The organism is Alsobacter sp. KACC 23698 (genome assembly GCF_045348435.1).
In the GTDB taxonomy this organism is placed as follows: domain Bacteria; phylum Pseudomonadota; class Alphaproteobacteria; order Rhizobiales; family Beijerinckiaceae; genus Alsobacter.
Map to the genome: position 1 here is coordinate 4,316,772 of NZ_CP157484.1, position 22,837 is coordinate 4,339,608.

At 68.5% G+C, this 22,837-nt stretch carries 22 protein-coding genes; 16 read left to right on the plus strand and 6 right to left on the minus strand.

Annotation, left to right across the window (positions count from 1 at the left end; genetic code table 11):
• Nucleotides 1–192: 192 nt before the first annotated feature.
• The 10 genes from ABEG18_RS20565 (at nt 193) to ABEG18_RS20610 (ending at nt 11,298) form a co-directional block, all read left to right on the plus strand.
• A complete protein-coding gene (locus ABEG18_RS20565; RefSeq protein WP_406854910.1) occupies nt 193–1,257 on the plus strand; it encodes an ABC transporter ATP-binding protein in 1,065 nt (354 codons plus the stop codon).
• A gap of 149 nt (nt 1,258–1,406) precedes the next feature.
• The gene (locus ABEG18_RS20570) at nt 1,407–2,714 is read left to right on the plus strand and encodes an ABC transporter substrate-binding protein (RefSeq protein ID WP_406854911.1); all 1,308 of its coding nucleotides are present in this window, start codon (nt 1,407–1,409) and stop codon (nt 2,712–2,714) included.
• Nucleotides 2,715–2,830: 116 nt separating this feature from the next.
• Complete coding sequence (locus ABEG18_RS20575; RefSeq protein ID WP_406854912.1) at nt 2,831–3,805, plus strand: carbohydrate ABC transporter permease; 975 nt, start codon at nt 2,831–2,833, stop codon at nt 3,803–3,805.
• Between the two features lie 114 nt (nt 3,806–3,919).
• Nucleotides 3,920–4,825 carry a carbohydrate ABC transporter permease gene (locus ABEG18_RS20580; RefSeq protein WP_406854913.1) on the plus strand — a complete coding sequence of 302 codons (906 nt, stop codon included), beginning with the start codon at nt 3,920–3,922 and terminating at the stop codon, nt 4,823–4,825.
• Nucleotides 4,826–4,829: 4 nt separating this feature from the next.
• Entirely contained in the window at nt 4,830–5,711 is an 882-nt protein-coding gene (locus ABEG18_RS20585; protein WP_406854915.1) for an NAD(P)-dependent oxidoreductase, read from the plus strand.
• 99 nt (nt 5,712–5,810) lie between these two features.
• Nucleotides 5,811–6,314 carry a DUF992 domain-containing protein gene (locus tag ABEG18_RS20590; RefSeq protein ID WP_406854916.1) on the plus strand — a complete coding sequence of 168 codons (504 nt, stop codon included), beginning with the start codon at nt 5,811–5,813 and terminating at the stop codon, nt 6,312–6,314.
• A gap of 117 nt (nt 6,315–6,431) precedes the next feature.
• Nucleotides 6,432–7,481 (plus strand): ABC transporter substrate-binding protein, encoded by a 1,050-nt coding sequence (locus ABEG18_RS20595; RefSeq protein ID WP_406854917.1) that lies wholly within the window; start codon nt 6,432–6,434, stop codon nt 7,479–7,481.
• 22 nt (nt 7,482–7,503) lie between these two features.
• Nucleotides 7,504–8,268 (plus strand): ABC transporter ATP-binding protein, encoded by a 765-nt coding sequence (locus tag ABEG18_RS20600; RefSeq protein WP_406854918.1) that lies wholly within the window; start codon nt 7,504–7,506, stop codon nt 8,266–8,268.
• Nucleotides 8,265–9,071, plus strand: a complete 807-nt coding sequence (locus ABEG18_RS20605) for an ABC transporter permease (protein ID WP_406854919.1) — start codon at nt 8,265–8,267, stop codon at nt 9,069–9,071. The genes ABEG18_RS20600 and ABEG18_RS20605 overlap by 4 nt, the downstream gene beginning before the upstream one ends.
• 157 nt (nt 9,072–9,228) lie before the next feature.
• On the plus strand, nt 9,229–11,298 hold the full coding sequence (locus ABEG18_RS20610; RefSeq protein ID WP_406854920.1) for an elongation factor G: 2,070 nt from the start codon (nt 9,229–9,231) through the stop codon (nt 11,296–11,298).
• Between the two features lie 39 nt (nt 11,299–11,337).
• Here the strand turns inward: ABEG18_RS20610 and ABEG18_RS20615 are convergent, their stop codons facing one another.
• Complete coding sequence (locus ABEG18_RS20615) at nt 11,338–12,069, minus strand: GntR family transcriptional regulator (protein WP_406854921.1); 732 nt, start codon at nt 12,067–12,069, stop codon at nt 11,338–11,340.
• 256 nt (nt 12,070–12,325) lie between these two features.
• Between ABEG18_RS20615 and ABEG18_RS20620 the strand changes: the two genes are divergently transcribed.
• From ABEG18_RS20620 to ABEG18_RS20645, 6 genes are all read left to right on the plus strand, one after another.
• Nucleotides 12,326–13,333 carry an ABC transporter ATP-binding protein gene (locus tag ABEG18_RS20620; RefSeq protein ID WP_406854922.1) on the plus strand — a complete coding sequence of 336 codons (1,008 nt, stop codon included), beginning with the start codon at nt 12,326–12,328 and terminating at the stop codon, nt 13,331–13,333.
• A 29-nt stretch (nt 13,334–13,362) separates the two neighbouring features.
• Nucleotides 13,363–14,658 carry a PotD/PotF family extracellular solute-binding protein gene (locus ABEG18_RS20625; protein ID WP_406854923.1) on the plus strand — a complete coding sequence of 432 codons (1,296 nt, stop codon included), beginning with the start codon at nt 13,363–13,365 and terminating at the stop codon, nt 14,656–14,658.
• Between the two features lie 155 nt (nt 14,659–14,813).
• Nucleotides 14,814–15,701, plus strand: a complete 888-nt coding sequence (locus ABEG18_RS20630; RefSeq protein WP_406854924.1) for an ABC transporter permease — start codon at nt 14,814–14,816, stop codon at nt 15,699–15,701.
• A 1-nt stretch (nt 15,702) separates the two neighbouring features.
• Nucleotides 15,703–16,593: an ABC transporter permease gene (locus ABEG18_RS20635; protein ID WP_406854925.1), complete on the plus strand. Its 891-nt coding sequence runs from the start codon at nt 15,703–15,705 to the stop codon at nt 16,591–16,593.
• Nucleotides 16,594–16,597: 4 nt separating this feature from the next.
• Nucleotides 16,598–17,335, plus strand: a complete 738-nt coding sequence (locus ABEG18_RS20640) for an aspartate/glutamate racemase family protein (RefSeq protein ID WP_406854926.1) — start codon at nt 16,598–16,600, stop codon at nt 17,333–17,335.
• A 10-nt stretch (nt 17,336–17,345) separates the two neighbouring features.
• The gene (locus ABEG18_RS20645) at nt 17,346–18,188 is read left to right on the plus strand and encodes a GNAT family N-acetyltransferase (RefSeq protein WP_406854927.1); all 843 of its coding nucleotides are present in this window, start codon (nt 17,346–17,348) and stop codon (nt 18,186–18,188) included.
• Here the strand turns inward: ABEG18_RS20645 and ABEG18_RS20650 are convergent.
• The 5 genes from ABEG18_RS20650 to ABEG18_RS20670 form a co-directional block, all read right to left on the minus strand.
• On the minus strand, nt 18,185–19,402 hold the full coding sequence (locus tag ABEG18_RS20650; protein ID WP_406854928.1) for an ABC transporter substrate-binding protein: 1,218 nt from the start codon (nt 19,400–19,402) through the stop codon (nt 18,185–18,187). The two genes, ABEG18_RS20645 and ABEG18_RS20650, sit on opposite strands and share 4 nt — an antisense overlap.
• A gap of 17 nt (nt 19,403–19,419) precedes the next feature.
• Nucleotides 19,420–20,364, minus strand: coding sequence for a branched-chain amino acid ABC transporter permease (locus ABEG18_RS20655; protein ID WP_406858663.1), 945 nt, complete (start codon nt 20,362–20,364; stop codon nt 19,420–19,422).
• 86 nt (nt 20,365–20,450) lie between these two features.
• Nucleotides 20,451–21,329: a branched-chain amino acid ABC transporter permease gene (locus ABEG18_RS20660; protein ID WP_406854929.1), complete on the minus strand. Its 879-nt coding sequence runs from the start codon at nt 21,327–21,329 to the stop codon at nt 20,451–20,453.
• 2 nt (nt 21,330–21,331) lie between these two features.
• Entirely contained in the window at nt 21,332–22,045 is a 714-nt protein-coding gene (locus ABEG18_RS20665; protein ID WP_406854930.1) for an ABC transporter ATP-binding protein, read from the minus strand.
• Complete coding sequence (locus ABEG18_RS20670; protein WP_406854931.1) at nt 22,042–22,824, minus strand: ABC transporter ATP-binding protein; 783 nt, start codon at nt 22,822–22,824, stop codon at nt 22,042–22,044. The genes ABEG18_RS20665 and ABEG18_RS20670 overlap by 4 nt, the downstream gene beginning before the upstream one ends.
• Between the last annotated feature and the right edge of the window lie 13 nt (nt 22,825–22,837).

Consider the following 22,837-nt stretch of genomic DNA (forward strand, 5'->3'; position numbering starts at 1 on the left):
CAATGAACTCCGGCCGGCCGTGAATTTCAATCGATTGATGCACGGGAAGTCAGGGCTGTCCTTGATTTCCGTGCGCCCCATGCAATGATGCCGCCGCGAACGCGACGGGGCAAGCCGGCAAGGCCCTCGCCGCGCGACGAAACAGACTCGCCGACACGTTGGCCTGGCCCGTGGCGAGACAGGGAGGACAGTATGGCGTCCGTCGAAATCCGCGACGTGCGGAAGGCGTTTGGCACGACTCAAGTTATTCACGGCGTGAACATCGACATCAATGACGGCGAGTTCGTCATTCTGGTCGGACCCTCGGGATGCGGAAAATCCACGCTCCTGCGCATGATCGCGGGGCTGGAGAACATCAGCGGCGGCGAGGTGCGCATCGGCGACCGCGTCGTCAACGACGTCCCGCCGAAAGAGCGCGACATCGCGATGGTGTTCCAGAACTACGCGCTCTATCCGCACATGACGGTGGCCGACAACATGGCCTTCTCGATGAAGCTGCGGAACGCGCCGAAGCCTGAGATCGAGGCCCGCGTCAGCAAGGCCGCCAACATCCTCGGCCTGGAGAAACTGCTCGACCGCTATCCGCGCCAGCTCTCGGGCGGCCAGCGCCAGCGCGTCGCCATGGGTCGCGCCATCGTGCGCGATCCGCAGGTCTTCCTCTTCGACGAGCCGCTCTCCAACCTCGACGCCAAGCTGCGCGTGCAGATGCGCACCGAGATCAAGGAACTGCACCAGCGCCTGAAGACCACCACCGTCTACGTCACCCACGACCAGATCGAGGCCATGACGATGGCCGACAAGATCGTCGTGATGCATGACGGGATCGTCGAGCAGATGGGCGCGCCGCTCGACCTCTACGACCGCCCCGCCAACCTGTTCGTGGCGGGCTTCATCGGCTCCCCGGCGATGAACTTCATCCGGGGCAAGATCCGCGCCGGCGTCACGCCGAGCTTCGAGGCCGAGAAGGGCGGCGTGTTCCCGCTCCACGCGGCCCCGGAGGGTTCGGACGGCCGCCCGGCCGTTTACGGCATCCGGCCCGAGCATTTCCAGCTCGCCGCCAACGGACTGCCGGCCGAGGTGGTGGTGGTGGAGCCCACCGGCTCGGAGACGCAGGTCGTCGCTCGGATCGGCGGCCAAGAGGTGGTCTGCATCTTCCGCGAGCGGATCACGGCGGGCCCCGGCGAGACCATCCAGATCGCCCCGGACCCGCGGCTCGTGCACCTGTTCGACGCCGAGGCCGGAAACCGGCTCATTTGACTCTTATTCAGCCGCGCGCTCCGAAAGGGTCGCGCGGTTTTTCCGACTCGCCCAAGAGCCGGGCCAACCGGCCGGACACCGACAAAAGAGCAGCCGCCTCAAGCGGCCACAACCGATCGCACTCGCGACCCTAGGGAAGGAAGACACCGATGTTCAATCTCGACCGCCGTTCTCTCGTGAAGGGAGGCGCCGCGCTCGGCGCCCTGGGGGCCGCCGGCCTGCTCGACTTCGCCAAGGCCTGGGCCCAGACCTCGCAGTGGAAGCCGGAAGCCGGCGCCTCGCTGAACATGCTGCGCTGGAAGCGCTTCGTGGAAGCCGAGGACAAGCAGTTCATGGCCATGATCGACGCCTTCTCGAAGGCGACCGGCGTCAAGGTGAACATCTCCAACGAGAGCTTCGACGACATCCAGCCCAAGGCGTCCGTGGCCGCCAACACCGGCCAGGGCCCCGACATGGTGTGGGGCCTGTTCTCGCTGCCGCAGCTTTTCCCGGCCAAGTGCCTGCCGGTCGAGGACGTCGCCGACTATCTCGGCAAGAAGTATGGCGGGTGGGTGCCGGCCGCCCAGGCCTATGGCCAGTTCCAGGGCAAGTGGGTCGCCATCCCGGTCGCGTTCAACGGCGGCTACATCAACTACCGCATCTCGTCGATGAACAAGTCGGGCTTCAAGGAATTCCCCAAGGACACGGGCGGCTTCCTCGATCTCTGCAAGGCCATGAAGGCCAACAACTTCCCGGTCGGCTTCGCGCTCGGCCACGCCACCGGCGACGGCAACTCCTGGTGCCACTGGGCGCTGTGGTCCCACGGCGGCTACCTCGTCGACAAGGACGACAAGGTCATCGTCAACTCGCCGGAGACCGCCAAGGCGCTCGAATACGTCAAGGCTCTCTACGAGACCTTCACCCCCGGCACCGCCTCGTGGAACGACTCGTCCAACAACAAGGCCTTCCTGTCGGGCGACGTGCACCTCACCGGCAACGGCATCTCCATCTACGCCGCCGCCAACGCCCAGGGCATGAAGGCCATCGCGGAGGACATGGACCACGCGCAGTGGCCGATCGGGCCGGTGGGCAAGCCGACCGAGTTCCAGCTCGCCTTCCCGCTGCTGGCCTTCAACTTCACCAAGTACCCGCAGGCCTGCAAGGCGCTGATGGCCTACATGCTGGAGGCCGAGAACTACAATCCGTGGCTCGAGGCGGCCGCCGGCTACCTGACGCATCCGCTGAACGCCTATGACACGAACCCGGTCTGGACCAAGGACCCGAAGAACACCGTGTTCCGCGACGCCGCCAAGCGCACGCTGACCGCCGGCGGCGTGGGCTCGATCGGCGAGAAGGCGGCCGCCGCGCTGGCCGACTTCATCGTCGTCGACATGTTCGCCAACTACTGCACCGGGCGCGAGGACCTGAAGGGCTCCATCCGCATCGCCGAGCGGCAGGCCCAGCGCCTGTTCCGTTAAGCCCGGCCGCCGCGCGCCCGGCGATCGGGCGCGCTTGCGGGGGATACGTCCCCCGCAGACCCGCTCCCGCCGCTCGTCCTCCGGACGGGCGGCCCTGGAGCCTGTGGAGAACAGTGATGACCGACAGCGTAGCGGGCCGCGGTCCGGCCCGGACCATCCGGAGCACGACCTGGTGGGAGAGGCTGCGGATCAACCGCAACTGGCTCGGCTTCTGGTTCATGGCGCCCGCCGCCGCGATCCTGATCCTGTTCCTGGCCTTCCCCCTCGGCAAAGGCGTGTGGCTGTCCTTCACGGACGCCAAGATCGGCCGTTCCGGCGTCTTCATCGGCTGGGAGAACTACGAGTGGCTGGGCCTGCCCTGGTGGCGGGACTCGGACGGCGTGTTCTGGCTCTCCGTCTTCAATACGCTCATCTATACGAGCGTCGCCTCGATCGTGAAGTTCGCGGTGGGGCTCTATCTGGCGATCCTCCTCAACCAGAACCTGCCGTTCAAGGCCGCCATCCGGTCGATCGTGCTGATCCCCTTCGTGGTCCCGACGGTCCTCTCCGCCATCGCGTTCTGGTGGATCTTCGACTCGCAGTTCTCGATCATCTCCTGGTCGCTGCGCCATCTCGGGATCATCGACTACAACATCAACTTTCTGGGCGACCCCAACAACGCCCGCGCGTCGCTGATCTTCGCCAATATCTGGCGCGGCGTGCCCTTCATCGCCATCACGCTGCTGGCCGGGCTGCAGACCGTCGCGCCCTCGCTCTACGAGGCGGCGACGCTGGACGGCGCGACGAAGTGGCAGAATTTCCGCTATGTCACCTTCCCACTGCTGACGCCCATCATCGCCGTGGTGATGACGTTCTCGGTGCTGTTCACCTTCACGGACTTCCAGCTGATCTGGGCCATGACGCGCGGCGGACCGGTGAATTCCACCCACCTGATGGCGACGCTGTCCTACCAGCGCGCCATCCTGGCCGGAAATCTCGGCGAAGGCGCCGCCATCGCGACCGCGATGGTGCCGTTCCTGCTGATCGCCATCATGGTGTCGTGGTTCGGCCTGCAGAGCCGCAAGTGGCAGCAGGGGGGCGAGGACTCATGAGCGACGTCATGAAATCCTGCCTTCACCAACGCGCGCGGCTTTATCCGTCCCCCTCCCCACAAGGGGGAGGGAGGGTTCATTCCGGCGCTTCAGAAAACACCAATGGAGGCGGCCATGACTGAGACAGCCGTGAACGTCGCCACCCGCGCCGCGCTGACCGACGACCGCGAGGGCATGACCTATCTGGAGACCACCCAGCGCAAGCTGGTCACGGTCTACCTGCCGCTGCTCCTGATCATGATCGTGCTGATCTTCCCGTTCTACTGGATGGTCCTGACGGCCATCAAGCCGGACGAGCAGCTCATCGACATGGAGAAGTACAACCCCTTCTTCGTCGTCTCGCCGACCCTGAAGCACATCAACAAGCTGCTGTTCGAGAGCAACTACCCCCTCTGGCTCTGGAACACGATGTATGTGTCGGTGCTGGCGACGTTCCTGTCGCTCATCGCCAGCGTCATGGCGGCCTACGCCATCGTGCGCATCCGCTACCGCTACGCCCAATGGGTCGGCGCAGCGATCTTCCTGGCCTATCTGGTGCCGCCCTCGATCCTGTTCATCCCGCTGGCCACGATCATCCAGACCTATGGCCTGTTCGACAGCCCGATGGCGCTCGTCCTGTGCTATCCGACGATCCTCATCCCGTTCTCCACCTGGCTGCTGATGGGCTACTTCAAGACCATCCCGTACGAGCTGGAGGAGTGCGCCCTGATCGACGGCGCGTCGCGCTGGCAGATCCTCACCAAGATCATCCTGCCGCTGGCGGTGCCGGGCCTGATCTCGGCCGGGATCTTCTCGCTGACGCTGTGCTGGAACGAGTTCATCTACGCCCTCACCTTCCTGTCCTCGACCACGAACAAGACCGTGCCGGTGGCGATCGTGAGCGAATTCGTGGACGGCGACATCTACCGGTGGGGATCGCTGATGGCCGGAGCCCTCGTCGGGTCGCTGCCGCTGGTGATCCTCTATTCGTTCTTCGTCGAGCACTATGTCTCGGCCATGACCGGCGCCGTGAAGGAGTGATCCCATGATCGTGGGTTTCGTCGGCCTTGGCGCCATGGGGCTGCCCATGGCGCAGAACCTCGTGCGCCGACAGTTCCGGGTGCGCGGCTTCGACATGCGGGCCGAAGCCCTGCAGGCGCTGGAGAAGGCGGGCGGCGCCGCGGCCGCCTCCGCCCGGGAGGCGGCGGACGGCGCCGACGCGCTCGTCCTGATGGTGGTCAACGCCGCGCAGGCCGAGAGCGTGCTGTTTGAGGCCGGCGCGCTGGACGCGCTGGGCCCGCAGGCTACCGTGATCCTGATGGCGACGTGCCCTCCCGCCGCCGCGAGCGCGATCGCCGCGCGGGTGGCCGCCACGGGCCGGCGCTTCGTCGACGCCCCGGTGTCGGGCGGCGTGGTGGGAGCGACGGCCGGAACCCTCACCATCATGGCCGCCGCCCCGCAGGACGTCTTCGACGCGGCGAAGCCGGTGCTGGAGGCGCTGGGCGACAAGATCTTCCATGTCGGGCTGGAGCCCGGCCAGGGCGCGACGGTCAAGACCGTCAACCAGCTCATGTGCGGCGTCCATATCGCGGTGGCGGCCGAGGCCATGGCGCTGGCCGAGAAGGCCGGCATCGACGGCGCGATCGTGCTGGAGATCCTGGGCGGCTCGGCCGCCTCCAGCTGGATGCTGAAGGATCGCGGCCCGCGGATGCTGGAGGACGAACCGCGCGTCACCAGCGCGGTCGACATCTTCGTCAAGGATCTCGGCATCGTCCTGGACGCCGGCCGGGCCTCCAAGACCCCGACCCCGCTGGCCGCCCTCGCCCACCAGCTCTTCGTCTCCGCCTCGGCGCAGGGCCTAGGCCTCAAGGACGACAGCCAGGTGGTCTCGGTCTATCGCGCCTTGGCGGGATCGAAGCCGAACTAGCCCGCATCCCAGGGCATATCCCGCCTTGAGCCGAACCTTCCGGCTCTTCGTTTGTTGTCAGCCGCCCTTCACGCGGCGCAACAAACCGGGAGACGCCCCATGACCCTCCGCACCACTCTTCGCATCGCCGCCCTCTCGGCCGCGGTCGCGGCTGGCCTCGGCGCCGCGGCGACCCCCGCCAGCGCACAGGCCCAGGGCGGCGGCGTGAAGGTCGGAACGCTGCGCTGCAACGTTTCGGGCAGCCTCGGGCTGATCATCACGTCCAGCAAGACGATGTCGTGCCGCTTCACGCCGAGCCGCCGCGGTCCTCCCGAGACCTATCTGGGCACGATCCGCCGCTTCGGCCTCGACATCGGCGCCACCAATCGCGGCGTGCTGGTGTGGACCGTCTTCGCGCCCACCAACGCCTGGCAGCGCGGCGCCCTGGCCGGCGGCTATGCGGGCGGGTCCGCCGAAGCGACCGCCGGAGCGGGCCTGAGCGCCAACGTCCTGGTCGGCGGCAACAACAACACGATCGGCCTGCAGCCGATCTCGGTCGGCGCCCAGACGGGCCTGAACCTGGCGCTGGGCGTCTCGGCGCTGGAGCTCACCCCGGCGCGCTGAATCGGCCTGAAAACGACAGCTTTCGCCATCGGGGCTTCCGATCCGATTGGATCGGGTCGGAAAACCCTCTAGCATCCCGCCGCCACGGCCGCCCAGACGGCCTGACGGAGGAGACCCATGGCGCCCATGTACCGCACCCGGCTGTTCGCGGCCATCCTGATCGCCGCCGCCGGGGCGCTCGCCTTCGCCGCGCCGTCCCGCGCGCAGGAGAAGGCGTCCGTCGGCGTGCTGCGCTTCGTCTCGTCGGGCGGCCTCTTCCTGGCCGTCGAGAAGGGGTACTTCAAGGCCGAGGGCCTCGACGTCGAGCTCAAATTCTTCGAGGCCGCCCAGCCCATCGCGCTCGCGGTCGTGTCGGGCGACGTCGATTTCGGCGTCACGGCCTTCACGGGCGGATTCTTCAATCTCGCCGGCAAGGGCGCGCTGAAGATCATCGCCGCCCAGGCCAAGGAGGCCAAGGGCTATGAGGGCAATCTCGTGCTGGCGTCCAAGGGCGCGGCCGAGAAGGGCTTCACCGACATCGCCCAGTTCGCCGGCAAGACCCTCGGGATCTCGCAGGTGGGATCGTCCTTCCACTACCAGATCGGGCAGCTCGCGCGCCTCAAGGGCTTCGATCTCGCCAAGGTGGACATGAAGCCCCTGCAGTCGCTGCCCAACATGATGGCGGCGCTGAAATCGAGCCAGGTGGACGGGATCATCATCGCCCCGCACCTCGCCAAGGCGCTGATCGCGTCCGGCGACGCCAAGCTCCTGGGCCGCTACTCGGACTTCGACGAGTACCAGTTCGGCGGCCTCTTCGCCGGATCGAAGACGGTGGCCAACAAGCGCGCCCTGGTGGAGAAGTTCGTGCGCGCCTACCAGAAGGGCGCCGCCGACTACTACGCCGCTTTCCTGCAGAAGGACGCGTCGGGCGCCGTGGTCGCCGGCCCGGGCGCCGACGAGGCAGCCGCCCTCATCGCCAAGTCCGTCTATCCGGGCGAGCCGGCCGAAACCGCCGTCCCGAAGGTCAGGGCCTCCGCCTTCTACGTCGATCCCCAGGCCCGCCTCGACGTGGCGGACCTGCTGCGGCAGGTCGAGTGGTACAAGCAGCAGGGTCTGGTCGATCAGGCGGTCGACGCCAAGTCCATGCTGGACCTCTCCTTCATCAAGGGCCACCTCAACGCCCCTTAGGCGGCCGATCCGTCCGGACATCATGCAGCTCGCCGCGCACGGCATCACGCACCGTTACGGCCCCTTGGCCGTGCTGGAGAACGTTTCCCTGTCCGTCGGGGAGGGCGAGGTCGTGGCCGTCGTCGGCCCGTCGGGCTGCGGCAAGTCGACCTTGCTGCGCATCCTGGGCGGGCTGGAGGCGCCCGACGCCGGCCGGATCACGGCGGAGGGCGCGCCGCCGGCGGGATCGCTGAATCCCATCACCTATGTGTTCCAGGACTTCGCCCTGCTGCCCTGGCGCAGCGTGGCCGGCAATGTCCGCCTGCCGCTCGAAGGCCGCGGCCTCGACGCGGCCGAGCGGGACGAGCGCGTGCGGGACGCGCTCCAGCGCACGGGCCTCACGGATTTCGCCAAGGCCTGGCCGAAGCAGCTCTCGGGCGGCATGAAGCAGCGCGTCGGCATCGCCAGGGCGTTGGCCGTCCAGCCCGCGATCCTGCTGATGGACGAGCCGCTCTCGGCCCTCGACGGCCAGACGCGGGAGCTCCTGATGGACGATCTCGTGCGGCTGCACGACGAGGGCGCGCTCTCCACCGTCTACGTCACCCACAATCTCGACGAGGCGGTGAGATTGGCCGACCGCATCCTGGTGCTGTCGCGTCGGCCGGGGACGATCCGGGCCGTCGTCGACATCGCCCGCCCCCGGGCCGAGCGTGCGGCGGGCGATCCCATGCTGGCCGCGCAGGCGAAGGACCTTTGGGCGCTCATCCGCGCCGACGCCGAGGCGGCCGACCGCGAGCTGGCGCCATGACCGAGCGCGCCGCAGCCCCGCCCCCGCGCGACGTCGCCTTTCGCGGCGACCTCTTCCTGCCCAAGACGAGGCGGATCGCCGGCGCGCTCTCGCTCGTGGCGCTGATCGGGCTCTGGCAGCTGGCGTCGAGCGCCGGCTGGCTCGATCCCGTCCTGGCGCCGAGCCCGCGCGAGGTCTTCGCGGCGCTCGCCGCCATGGCGCGCTCCGGCGAACTCGCCGGCCATCTCGCCGCGTCGCTGCAGCGCCTCGGCGGCGGCTTCGCGCTCGGGGCCACGGCCGGCGTGCTGTTCGGGCTCGCGGTGGGCTTGTTCTCCATCGTGCGCTCGCCCGGCATCGCGGTGGTGTCGGCGCTGTTCCCGATCCCAAAGATCGCGCTCCTGCCGCTGTTCATCCTGTGGTTCGGGATCGGCGAAGGCTCCAAGCTCGCCACGATCGGCTTCGGGTCGTTCTTCCCCACCGTCGTGGCGACCTATGGGGCCGTCGACGGGGTGGACCGATCGCTGGTCCGCATGGGACGGGCCTTCGGGCTGTCGCCCCTCGCGATCATCGGCAAGATCGTGCTGCCCGGCGCCATGCCGGGCATTCTGTCGGGCCTGCGCATCGCGGCGTCCATCTCCATCGTCCTGCTGGTCGCGGCGGAAATGATCGGCGCCAATCGCGGCATCGGCGCCATGGTGCTGGCGTCCGGCAATCTCATGCAATCCGACCGGCTGCTTGGGGGCGTCGTCGTCCTGTCGGTCCTGGGGCTGCTGGTTTCGGGCCTGCTGGGCTTCATCGAGCGCCGGCTGACCGCCTGGCGCTGACCCGCCGCCTGCGATCGGGCAGTTTCACTGACCTGCTTTCCGCTTGCATCCCCTGCCCGAGAGGTCGAGCATCGCCCCGTTGAGAAGGCCGAATTGTCAGAGGGACGGTTGGCCGTGAACCCTCGGCCAAGCCGCTCCCGCACAGGGAGGTCAGGCCATGTCAGGTTCGGAGCAAGGCGCCGGAAGAGGATCCTCGGGGCCACGATGCATCGCCATCGTGGGCCCCTTCCAGAGCGGCAAGACGACGCTGCTCGAAGCCATCCTGGAACGCACGGGCGCGGTGGCGCGCGCCGGCAAGGTGGCGGACGGCTCGGCCGTCGGCGACAGCGGCGCGGAGGCGCGCGCCCATGCGCACGGCGTGGAGCCCAATATCGCGAGCGTGGGCTTCCTGGGCGAGCGCATGACTTTCATCGACTGCCCCGGCTCCATCGAGTTCCTGCACGAGATGCGCGCCGTGACGCCGGCCTGCGACGCCGCCATCGTGGTGTGCGAGCAGGACGAGCGGAAGTTGCCCGCCCTGCAGGTGATCCTGCGAGACCTCGAGGAGGCCGGGATTCCCCGCTTCCTGTTCATCAACAAGATCGACGCCGCCACCCGGCGCGTGCACGAGACGCTGTCGCTGCTGCAGCCGGCCTCCCGCACGCCTCTCCTGCTGCGCCAGATTCCGATCTGGAAGAACGGCATCGCGGTCGGCTTCATCGACCTGGCTCTCGAGCGCGCCTTCGTCTACCGCGAGCACGCCGCCAGCGAGGTGGTGGAGATCCCGGCCGAGGAGGTCGGAGCGGAGCGCGAGGCCCGCTACTCGATGCTCGAGCGGCTCGCCGACTATGACGACGCCCTCATGGAGGAGCTCATCGAGGAGATCGAGCCGCCGCGCGACCAGGTCTTCGACGACCTGCGCAAGGAGCTGCGCGAGGGCCACGCGACGCCGGTGCTGTTCGGCTCGGCCGACCGGGGCAACGGCGTCACCCGCCTCTTGAAGGCGATCCGCCACGAGGCGCCCGGCGTCGCCGCCGTACGGGCGCGGCTCGGCGTCGCCGAGGACGGCCCGCCTCTGGCGCATGTGATGAAGACCATCCACACCGCCCATGGCGGCAAGCTCTCGGTGTCGCGCGTGCTGCGCGGCAAGGTCAAGGAGGGCGACGTCGTCATCGGCTCGCACGGCGCCGAGGCCAGGGTGGCCGGGGTGCAGCGCCTGACCGGCGCCTCCATGGGCCGCGAGGCGGAAGCGGAGACCGGCGACGTCCTCGCCTTCGCCCGACTGGACGGCATCGCGACGGGCGACAGCTTCGGCGTCGGCAAGACGCCCCCCCGGGCGGTGGCTTCCGTCGCCCCGCCGGAGCCGGTCTACACCATCGCGATCGCGACCCGCGACCGCAAGGACGACGTGCGCCTTAACGCCGCCCTGGCCAAGCTCACCGAGGAGGACCCCGCCCTCATCGTGAAGCACACCCAGGAGGCCGGCGAACTGCGCATGAGCGGACAGGGCGAGGTGCACCTGAAGGTCGCGCTGGAGCGGCTCGCCAACCGCTACGGCGTGACGGTGGACCGCCGCGAGCCCGTCATCGGCTATCGCGAGACCATCCGGAGCAAGGCCACGGTGCGCGGCCGCCACAAGAAGCAGACCGGCGGCCACGGCCAGTTCGGGGACGTGGTGATCGAGGTCGAGCCCCTGCCGCGCGGCGCGGGCTTCGAGTTCGTGGACCGCATCACGGGCGGCGTGGTGCCGCGCCAATACATCCCCTCGGTGGAGCATGGCGTGCGGGAGGCGCTCGACTCCGGCGGCCTCGGTTTCCCGGTCGTCGACCTGCGCGTCACCCTCACGGACGGGTCGTATCACACCGTGGATTCGTCCGACATGGCGTTCCGGGCCGCCGCCCGGTTGGCCATGGCGGATGCGCTGCCCAAGTGCAACCCGGTGCTGCTGGAGCCGATCCACGCCGTCGAGATCGCGATCCCCACGGAGGCCATGTCGAAGGCCACCGCCATCGTGACCGGGCGGCGAGGGCAGATCCTGGGCTACGACTCGCGGCCGGGCTGGGACGGTTGGGACATCCTCAAGGCCCAGTTGCCCGAGTCCGAGATGGGCGACCTCATCATCGAGCTGCGGTCGGCGACGTCCGGGGTCGGGGCCTTCACGACCAGTCTCGACCATCTGGCCGAACTCTCCGGCAAGCCCGCCGAAGCCGTCGTCAAGCGGGGCGGAGTCGCGGCCCGCCACGCCTAGCCGGAGGCGCCGACGGGGCGGCGGCTACGACCGCCCCGCTCAGCGCCGCAGATCGGCGAGCACGTCGGCCAGCCGCACGCTGGGCCGGGGTTCGCCGGAGAGCTCCACGTCGTGTTCGATGTGGCGCAGGTGATCGGCCATGATGGCGGCGGCCGCCTCGCCGTCCCGGCGCGCCAGCGCCTCGACCACCTCGGCGTGGTCATGCGACCCGCAGGAGGACTCGCGGGTCGTCCCGAACAGGGCGATCACGAGCGCCGATCGCGAGATCAGCTCGCGCAGGAACGTGACCAGGACCTTCTGTCCCGAGATCGAGCCGACCAGGAGGTGAAACTCTCCCGACAGGCCGATCGCGGCAGACCGGTCCCCGCGCCGCAGCGCGTCTCTTTCGGCGTCCAGGTGCGACCGCAGCCGGTCCAGGTCCGCCTCGTCGCAGCGCGCGGCCGCCTCGCGCACGAGCGCGTCCTCGACGACCCGCCGCGCGTGGAAGACCTGCCGCGCCTCCTCCACCGTGGGGGAGGACACGAAGGCTCCCCGGTTGGGCGCCAGGGTGACCACCCTGTCCTGCGCCAGCATGCGCAGCGCGGCGCGCACGATCGTACGGCTGACCCCGAACGCGGCGCCGAGCTCGTCCTCGGGCAGCTTGGCGCCAGGCGGCAGGCGCTGCCCCACGATCGCGGCTTCGATGCTGCGGACGATGGCGGATGCGCGATCGCCCGCCGCGGCGGCGTCCTTGCGCTCCCTCGGCGCGTCCGTCTGGAACGAGATGTCCACGCCAGCCCCCGGCGACTCTGATCAAGCGATCATGCCACGAGAGCCATGGATCACGGCGCCTGTTTCGTATACGATCCTGCTACAATTTCGTATCCAATGCTCTTCATTTAGGCGCCCGCCTCGCTCCGCCGCCGGCCCGGATCCGGAAAGGACCCGCCCGGGACGGCCCACATGCCCGGCCGCTCGCGAAATTTCGGGTCGGGACGCGCTTGGCACGCCCCTTGTAACGCTGGATGCGCTGCACAGGAGCAAACGCGTGAAGGGCTCGACCCTCGAACTCGTCAAGGTCACGAAGCGGTATGGTCAAGCCACAGCCGTGGACGCCATCGACCTGAGGGTCGAGGCCGGCGCCTATTGCTGTCTGCTCGGACCGTCCGGCTGCGGCAAGTCCTCCACGCTGCGGATGATCGCCGGCCACGAGGCCGTGACCGAAGGCGACATCCTGCTCGGCCCCGCCAACGTCACCGACCTGCCGCCCGCCCGCCGCGGCACCGCGATGATGTTCCAGAGCTACGCCCTGTTCCCGCATCTCAGCTGCGTCGACAATGTCGCCTTCTCGCTGAAGATGCGCGGCGTCGACAAGGCCGTCAGGCGCGCCCGCGCCATGGAGACGCTCGAACTCGTCGCCATGACGCCCTACGCCGACCGGCTTCCGGCGCAGCTCTCGGGCGGCCAGCAGCAGCGCGTCGCCCTCGCCCGCGCGCTGATCACGGAGCCGCAGATCCTGCTGCTGGACGAGCCGCTCTCGGCGCTCGACCCGTTCCTGCGCATCAAGATGCGCGCCGAGCTGAAGCGCCTGCAAAAGGAGCTGGGCATCACCTTCGTGCATGTCACGCACGGCCAGGACGAGGCCATGGCGCTGGCCGACGTGGTGGTGGTGATGAACCAGGGCCGGATCGAGCAGGCGGGCGCGCCGCGCGAGGTCTTCAACGCCCCCAGAACGGAATTCGTCGCCCGCTTCATGGGCGGCCACAACATCATCGCGGCGCCGGACGGGCTCATCGCGGTCCGCGCCGACAGGCTCTCGCTGAAGCCGGCCGCGGGGGCCGCCGGCCCATCCGCCGGGCTCGGCGTCGAGGCCGTCGTTCGCGACGTCGAGTACCAGGGCTCCTACGTCCAGGTCGGACTGGAGACCGGCGAGGCGCGCGAACTCGCCGCGCAGATCAGCGAAGCCGCTTTCGACGCTGCGCCGCTGGCGCCGGGGGACCGCGTCGCGGTCACCTGGACGGCCGCCGACGTTCACCGAATTTCACCCGTGGCCTGAAAGGCCACCGTTTACTGGAGGAGTGGGGCATGACGGATTACCTGAAGGACGAGGCTGCCGCCCTGTCCCGCCGCACGGTGCTGAAGGGCGCCGGAGCTGCGGCCGGCGCCGCCGCCGGCGCGGGCGCGATCACCGGGTTCCCGGCGGTCTGGTCGCAGGAGAAGAAGGTGCTGCGCTATCTCGGCACCGCCGTGAACCAGTCCGACGACATCAACAAGCAATTGCTCAAGGACACCGGCATCACGCTGGAATACATCTCGGCGACCACCGACGACGTCACCAAGCGCGTCGTGACGCAGCCGAACTCCTTCGACGTCCTCGACACGGAGTATTTCAGCCTGAAGAAGCTCGTGCCGTCGGGCAACATCCTCGGCATGGACGCCAAGAAGATCAAGGAATTCAACAACATCACCCCGGTCTTCACCAAGGGCGAGCTGCCCAACGGCAAGAAGATCGGCGACCAGGGCACCGCGCCCAAGAAGGTGATGTTCGTGGAAGGCGCGAACTCCACCAAGTTCGCCAAGGGCGTGACCGAGTGGGTCACCCTGATCCCGACCGTCTACAACGCCGATACCCTCGGCATCCGCCCGGACCTGATCAAGCGCCCGATCGAGAGCTGGAAGGAGCTGCTCAACCCCGAGTTCAAGGGCAAGGCCTCCATCCTCAACATCCCGTCGATCGGCATCATGGACGCCGCGATGGTGGTGGAGGCGTCCGGCCTCTACAAGTACCCCGACAAGGGGAACATGACGAAGAAGGAGATCGACCTCACCATGAAGGTGCTGACGGAGGCCAAGAAGGCCGGCCAGTTCCGCGCCTTCTGGAAGGACTTCAACGAGTCGGTCAACCTCATGGCCTCGGGCGAGACCGTCATCCAGTCCATGTGGTCGCCGGCCGTCACGGCGGTGCGCTCGAAGGGCATTCCCTGCGTGTTCCAGCCGCTCAAGGAAGGCTACCGCTCCTGGGCGTCGGGCTTCTGCCTGTCGAAGGGCGTCACCGGCAAGAAGGCGGAGTGGGCCTACGAGTTCGTCAACTGGTTCCTGTCGGGCTGGGCCGGCGCCTATCTCAACCGCCAGGGCTACTACTCGGCCGTCCTCTCCACCGCGAAGGCCAACATGACGGCCGACGAGTGGGGCTACTGGATGGAAGGCAAGGCGGCCCAGAGCGACATCAAGGCCCCGGACGGCTCGCTGCTCGAGAAGGCCGGCGCCAAGCGCGACGGCGGCTCCTACGACGACCGCATGGGCAACGTCGCCTGCTGGAACGCCGTCATGGACGAGAACGACTACATGGTCCGCAAGTGGAACGAGTTCATCGCCGCCTGATGACCGGTCTGGACTGAATGCGCCACCCTCTCCCCGGCGACGGGGAGAGGGCTGGGGTGAAGACGTTCAAGCCTCGCGAAGCCCCTCATCCGGCGCTGCGCGCCACCTTCTCCCCGTTTTGGGACGAAGGGACCTCACCGGAGCCCGCTCGCCCGATGGCGAAAAAGGACCAACCTTTCGCTCTCCCCGCCTGGGCGCAGGCCGCGCCGTTCGGGCTCGTCTTCGCGCTGTTCTTCGTCATCCCGCTTGCCTTCGTGGTGATGGTGAGCTTCTGGGACTACAACGACTACGCCATCATCCCGTCCTTCACGGCGCGCAGCTATGTGGAGACCTTCGAGGGGTGCTGGGACGAGCTGCCGGGGCTCTGCACGATCCTGAAGACCTACCTGTCGACCGTGAAGTTCTGCTTCCTGGTCTGGCTGCTGACGCTCCTGATCGGCTTCACGATCGCCTATTTCCTGGCCTTCCACGTCCAGTCCGTCACCGTCCAGATGACGCTGGCGGTGATCTGCACGATCCCGTTCTGGACCTCCAACGTCATCCGCATGATCTCGTGGATCCCGCTGCTCGGCCGCAACGGGCTCGTCAACCAGACCCTGATGAGCATGGGGGTGATCCGGCAGCCGCTGGAATGGCTGCTCTACTCGGATTTCGCGGTGGTGCTGGCCTTCGTGCACCTGTTCACCTTCTTCATGGTGATCCCGATCTTCAACAGCATGGCGCGCATCGACAAGCGCCTGCTCGAGGCGGCCTATGACGCCGGCGCCACCGGCTGGCAGACATTGTGGAACGTCGTCATCCCGCTGGCCAAGCCCGGCATCGTCATCGGCTCCATCTTCGTGATCACCATCGTGATGGGCGACTTCGTCACCGTGGGCGTGATGGGCGGCCAGCAGATCGCCTCGGCCGGCAAGATCATCGAGACGCGCCTCAACGCGCTGCAATTCCCTCCGGCCGCCGCCAATGCGGTGATCCTGCTGGCGATCACGCTCCTGATCATCACGGCCCTGAACCGCTTCGTCGACATCCGCAAGGAACTCTGAGATGCGTGAAGGCAGGCCGGCGTCGTTCTACTGGCTGGCGGCGTTCTTCGCCGCCTTCGTGCTGTTCCTCTACGGGCCGATGATCGCCATCGTGGTCCTGAGCTTCCAGGGCCCGTCGGGCGGCCTCACCTTTCCGCTGAACGGCCTTTCCCTGCACTGGTTCGAGCGTTTGTGGAGCGGCGGCGGCATCGTCGACATCAAGTCGGCCTTCGTCCGGTCGCTGCAGCTCGGCCTCGTCGTGATGGCGCTCACCGTCGTGCTCTCGGTGCTGGCGGGGCTCGCCTTCCGCAAGAGGTTCGTGGGCCAGAACATGCTCTTCTACGTCACCGTCGCCAGCCTGATCGTGCCCTCGATCGTGACCTCGCTCGGCATCGCCCTGCAGTTCCGCCTGCTTGACGACGCCGTGAAGGCGGTCGCGCCGCCCTGGCTGGCGGAGGGCTACGGCACCATGATGGGGCTCTTCACCTCGGCCCTGGGCGCGCATCTCACCTGGACGCTCCCCTTCGGCCTGCTGATCATGTTCGCGATCTTCAACCGCTTCGATTCCCGCTACGAGGAGGCCGCGCGCGACCTCGGCGCCACGCCCTGGCAGACCTTCCGCTTCGTCATCCTGCCCATCATCCTGCCTTCGCTGGTCGGCGTGGGGCTGTTCGGGTTCACGCTGTCCTGGGACGAGATCGCCCGCTCCTCGCAGTCCGTGGGCGAGAAGAACACGCTGCCCCTGGAGCTCCAGGCCTTGACCACCACGGTGACGACGCCCGAGATCTACGCGCTCGGGACCGTCACCACCGGCGTGTCGTTCCTGGTCATCGGCGTGGCGCTCGCATCCATCCTGGCGCTGCGCGCCCGCCAGGCCCGGCAGGGCTCCGACGCCGGCAAGGGAATGGTCTGAACCGATGCGGATCGCCGTCGTCAACCCCAACACCACGGCCAGCATGACGGCCAAGATCGGCGCCGCCGCCCGGGCCGTCGCCGCCCCCGGGACCGAGATCCTGGCCGCCCAGCCGGAGACCGGGCCCGCCTCGATCGAGGGCTTTTGGGACGAGGCCTATTCGGTCCCGGGCCTGCTGGTGGAGATCGCCCGGGCCGAGAAGGCCGGCGCCGACGCCCATGTGATCGCCTGCTTCGACGACACCGGCCTGGAAGCCGCCCGCTGCGCCGCCCGGGGCCCGGTGATCGGCATCGGCGAGGCCGCCTTCCACCTGGCGAGCCTGCTGGCGCATCGCTTCTCCGTGGTGACGACGCTCTCGCGCTCGATCCCGGCCATCGAGAACAACCTGCTGCGCTACGGGCTCGACCGCCGTTGCGCGCGGGTGCGGGCCTGCGAGATCCCGGTACTGGGGCTGGAGGATCCCGCCTCCGACGCCTCGGCCCGGATTGGCGAGGAGATCGAGCGCGCCAAGGCGCAGGACCACGCCGAGGCCATCGTGCTGGGCTGCGCCGGCATGGCGGATCTTGCGGCCCGGCTCTCCGAGCGGCACGGGTTGCCCGTCGTGGACGGCGTCGCGGCGGCCGTGAAGCTGGCCGAGAGCCTCGTCGCGCTGGGGCTTCGCACGTCCAAGATCGGGGGCTATGCTCCGCCCTTGCCCAAGGCCTTCGCGGGCGGCGCGCCCGAGGGAGCGCCAGGACGCTAGGTCCTGCCTGATGACCGAGATCACCATCCGCCCGATGCAGCATGACGACCTCGCGCTGGCGCTCGACTGGGCGGCCGCGGAGGGATGGAACCCCGGCCTCGGCGACGCGGCCGTGTTCCTGGCGACGGATCCTGGCGGCTTCCTGATGGCCTTCGTCGGCGCAGAACCGGCCGCCGCCATCTCGGTCGTGCGCTATGGCGAGAGCCTGGGCTTCCTGGGCCTCTATATCGCCGCGCCCGCCTTCCGGGGCCGCGGGATCGCCCGGGCCTTGTGGGACGCCGGCATGGAGACCCTGTCCGGCCGGGTGGTGGGGCTGGACGGCGTGCCGGCGCAGCAGCCCAATTACCGCAAGAGCGGCTTCGAACTCGCCTGGCGAAACGTGCGCTACGAGGGGCTGTCGCGCTGCGACATGCCGCTCGATCCGCGCCTCGCGCGCATCGGGCAGGGGCTCATGCCGTCGATCCTGGCCTATGACCGCGCCTGCTTCGGCGCGCCCCGGGAGGCGTTCCTCGCCGGATGGCTCCGCGGCGGCAGGCGCACCGGATACGCCCTCGTCGATTCCGGCGAGACGCTGGGCTACGGCGTCATCCGCCCCTGTCGCGAGGGGCACAAGATCGGCCCGCTCTTCGCCGACGACGCCCATGCGGCGGACCTGATCTTCCGGGCGCTGGCGTCGGCCGTGAAGGGCCAGACCGTCGTTCTGGACCCGCCCGAGCCGAACGCCGAGGCGCTCGACCTCGCCGAGCGCCACGACCTCTCCCCGTCCTTCGAGACCGCCCGGATGTATCGCGGCCCGGCGCCCGACCTGCCGGTCGGGCGCATCTTCGGGATCACCACCTTCGAGCTGGGCTAGCCGCCGAGCTCGCCGCTCAGCACGGAGCCGAACAGGTTCCATTTCTCGCCGTCGAACGACATCATCTGCATCTGCTCGATCGGGAAGAAATCGGTCGGGCTCGTGGTCATCGTGATGCCGGGGATGAGCACGTTCAGCGGCACGTTCTTCATGTTGGCGGCCTGCCGCATGACGTTGTCGCGAGTCAGGTCGTCGCCGGCCTGTTTCAGCACCTGCACGAGGGTCTGGGCGGAGGCGTAGCCGTAGACCGTGAAGCTGGAGGTGCGGTCGCCGTCCGGAAAATACTTGTCCATGAAGGCGGACCACTCCTTCATGCCGGCGTCATCCTTCCAGGCCGGGTCGGTGGCGTCCTTCAGATAGGCGGTGGAGAGGACGCCCTTGGCGTTCTCGAATCCGGCCGGCTTCATCACCGAGCCCACCGAGTTCGACACGTTGTTGACGATGTGCAGGGGCTTCCAGCCGAGTTCGCCCACCTTGCGGATGGCCTGGGCGGCGAATTTCGGCGTCGCCACATTGACCAGGATGTCGGCGCCGGACGCCTGCAGCTTGACGATCTGCGAGTCGACGGTCGGCTCGGAGACCTCATAGCCGGCCTCGGCGACGATCATCGACGCCTTGGCGCCGAGTCCGTCCTTGAGGCCCTTCAGCAGGTCCTTGCCATAGTCGTCGTTCTGGAAGAGCACGGCGATCTTGCCGGCCGGCTTGGTGTCCAAGATGTATTTGGCGTAGATGCGCCCTTCGGACTGGTAGTTCGGCTGCCAGCCCATGGTGTAGGGCGAGGTCTTGGGATTGTCGCCGAAGCGCGTCGCCCCGGTGGCGACAAAGAGCTGCGGCGTCTTCTTGGCATTCATGTATTTCTGGATGGCGGCGTTGGAGGCGGTGCCGAGCGGCTGGAAGATGAGCAGGACCTCGTCGCTCTCCACCAGCTTGCGCGCCTGCTCCACCGTCTTGGGCGGCGAGTAGCCGTCGTCATAGGAGATGAAGGTGATCTTGCGGCCGTTGATCCCGCCCTCGGCGTTGATCTTGTCGAAATAGGCCTTCTGCGTCTTGGCGATCAGCGCATAGGCGGAGGCCGGCCCACTATACGGCATGATGTTGCCGATCTTGATCTCGGAGTCGGTCGCGCCGACGTCGTACTTCTTCTGAGCCCAGGCGGGCGCGGCGAACAGGATCGCGGCGCCGAGCGCGGCGAGGCCGATGCGTGCTGGTGTCATGGTGGCGTCCTCCAAGGTCAGGCCTTGCCGTTCGGCCCTGTTTTGATGAATCGATGCTTGAAACGCTGGTAGAGGCCAGCCGCCCCGCTGGGCGCGAGCGTGATGATCAGGATCAGCAGCACGCCATAGACGGCGCCGGACAGCCCCTTGGACAGATGCTCGGCGACGTTCGGGATGAACATCACGAAGGCCGCCCCGATCAGCGCGCCCGGCAGCCAGCCGACGCCGCCCACCACGAGGCCGACGAAAAGCGAGACGGAGAGCGGGAAGGTGAAGCTGTCCGGCGCCACGAACTGCACCACTATGGCCCCGAGCGCGCCGGCCACGCCCGTGTAGAAGGCGCTGAGCCCGAAGGCGAGCGACTTGAACAGCGCCGTGTCGACGCCCATCGAGCGGGCCGCGATGGGGTTGTCGCGGATCGCCATGAGGGCGCGCCCGCTGCGGCTCGCCACGATGTTGCGCGCCGCCGCGTAGAGCGCCGCCCCCGCGGCGAGCGTGAAGTAGAAAAGCCACTGGTCCTGGCTCAGCGGCAAGCCGAACGGCGCGTCCGGCTTGACGATGACGATGCCCTGGACACCCCCTGTCCATCCCTCGAACGGACCGAGCTTCAGGAATTGCGGCGTCGCGACGGCCAGCGCGAAGGTGGCGAGCGCCAGATAGACGCCCTCCAGCCGGAGCGCCGGCAGGCCGAACAGGAAGCCGGCGACGAAGCAGACGGCCCCCGCCGCCGGGAGCGTCCAGGCGTAGCCGACGCCGAAATGCTCCATCAGGATGGCGGAGGTGTAGGCCCCGATGGCGTAGAAGGCGCCGTGCCCCAGCGAGAATTGGCCGCTGAAACCTGTGAGCAGGTTCAGCCCCAGGATCGCGATGGCGTAGACCAGCACCATGGTGAGCTGGAAGACGAAGAAGTTCTTCAGGACGAGCGGCGCCAGCGCCAGGGCGGCGACCACCAGGAGCGTCATCGCCGCGCCCGCGGCAGGCCGGCGCGCGCCCGCGCCGCGCAGGGCTGCGCGGGCGTGCGGGAGTTCGGCGCCCTGTTCGATCGTCATCAGACCCTCTGGACGCTGAGCCGGCCGAAAAGGCCGTTCGGGCGCACGACGAGCACGCCGACGATGAGGAAGAGCGCGATCGGCAGCTTCAGCTCGCCGCCGATCACCGGGATGTAGGTGCCGGCCAGGTTCTCCACGACGCCGACCGCAAAGCCGCCCAGCACCGCCCCGCCCGGGCTGTTGAGCCCGCCCAGCACCGCTCCGGCGAAGCCGTAGAGCAGGATGGAGAGCATCATGTTGGGCTCCAGGAACACCACCGGGGCGATCAGCATGCCGGCGATGGCCCCGATGGCGGCCGCCATGCCCCAGCCCAGCGCCACCATCCAGCCGACGCGCACGCCGACGAGCCGCGCCGATTCCGGGTTGGCCGCCGCCGCCCGCATCGCCAGCCCCACGCGGGTGAACCGGAAGAAGCCGTACAGGAAGCCCAGGATGGCCAACGTGGTGGCGATCATGCCCACCTGGTGCGAGCCGATGAGGTGCGACCCCATGAACGGCGCGGAGCCGAAGGGGCTCGGAAACGGCTTGACGGTGAAGTCCCAGATGAACCCGGCGAGGCTGTTCAGGATCGCGTAGAGCGCGATGAACACCACCACATGGCTCAGCACCGGCGCGTTCTTGAGGGGCTTGAACACGACCCGCTCGATCGCGATCCCGCCCACGAAGGAGAGCGCCACCGTGGCGACGAAGGCCGCCCAGTAGGGCGCGCCCCACCGCATCAGCTGCCAGGCGATGAAGGTGGAGAACATCGCCATCTCGCCCTGGGCGAAATTCAGGTGGTCGATGGCCTGGTAGATCATCACCACGGCCAGCGCCATGCAGGCGTAGATCGCGCCGCTCGCCAGCCCGGACAGGATCTGCTGGAGGAGAAGGTCCATCCCTAATACCCCAGATAGGCTTTGCGGACGCCCTCGTCCTGCCGGATCGCGGCCGCCTCGCCCGCCATCACGATCGAGCCCGTCTCGATCAGATAGGCGTCGCCGGCGAGATCCAGCGCGAGTTCGGCGTTCTGCTCGACGATCAGCATGCTGACGCCCTGGTCCCGGTTCACGGCGGCGAAGATGTCGAAGAGCTCGCGCACGATCAGCGGCGCGAGCCCGAAGGAGGGCTCGTCCAGCAGCATCAGCCGCGGCCTCAGCATCAGCGCGCGCGCCACCGCCAGCATCTGCTGCTCGCCGCCCGACAGCGCCCCGGCCTGCTGCATCCGGCGCGCCTTCAGGATCGGGAAGGTGGCGTACATCCGCTCCATGTCGTCGCGGATGGCGGCGTGGTCGCGGCGCGTCATGGCGCCGAGCTGCAGGTTCTCCTCCACGGTGAAGCGGCCGAAGGTGCCGCGGCCCTGGGGCACATGCGCGACGCCCATCCGGCAGACGTCCTCGGTGGACCGGCCGATGACGAGCTCGCCGCCCAGCGTGACCTCGCCCGTCGCCCGGACCATGCCGCACAGCGCCCGCAACGTCGTGGTCTTGCCCGCCCCGTTGGCGCCCAGAAGGGCCGTGATGCCGCCTTCGCGCAGGGTGAAGTCGAGCCCGTGCAGCGCCTGCACGGGACCGTAATAAGCCTTCAGGCCCCGCACCTCGAGAAGCGCGGTCATGCGGCCCTGTCTCCCAGATAGGCGCGGATCACCGCCGCGTCCCGCTGCACCTGCGAGGGCGTGCCCTCCGCCAGCTTGCGGCCGAAATTGAGCGCGACGACGCGGTCCGCCGTCGACATCACGAGGCCCATATGATGCTCGACCAGCAGCACCGAGACGCCGCGCTCGTCCCGGATGCGCCGGATGAGGCGCCCCAGTTCGCGCACCTCGTCATGGTTCAGCCCGCCGGCCGGCTCGTCCAGCAGCAGCAGCCGCGGCTGGGCCGCGAGCGCCCGGGCGAGCTCCACCCGCTTCTGCGTCCCGAAGGGCAGACCGGCGACCGGCAGGTCGGCGACGGCCTCCAGGTCGAGCCAGGCCAGGATCTCCGCGACGCGCTCGCGCAGGGCGGCGTCGGCGCGCCTTGCCCAGGGCAGGCGCAACGCGTCGCTGATCAGGTCCGACCGGGTGCGGGCGTGCCCGCCCACCATGGCGTTGTCGAAGGCCGAGAGCCGGGAAAACAGCGCCACGTTCTGGAAGGTGCGGCCGATCCCGATCTCGGCGATCCGATGCGCCGGGCGCGTCAGGATGCTGCGGCCCGATAGCGCGATCTCGCCGGAATTGGGGTGGTAGAGGCGGCTCAGGCAGTTGAACAGCGTCGTCTTGCCGGCCCCGTTCGGGCCGATGAGCCCCAGGATGTGCCCATCCTGCTGGTCGAAGCTGACCCCGTCCAGCGCCACGATGCCGCCGAACGAGACCCGCACGTCCTGGACGCGCAACAACGGATCGGCGCTCCCGCTCATGCGCGGACCGGCC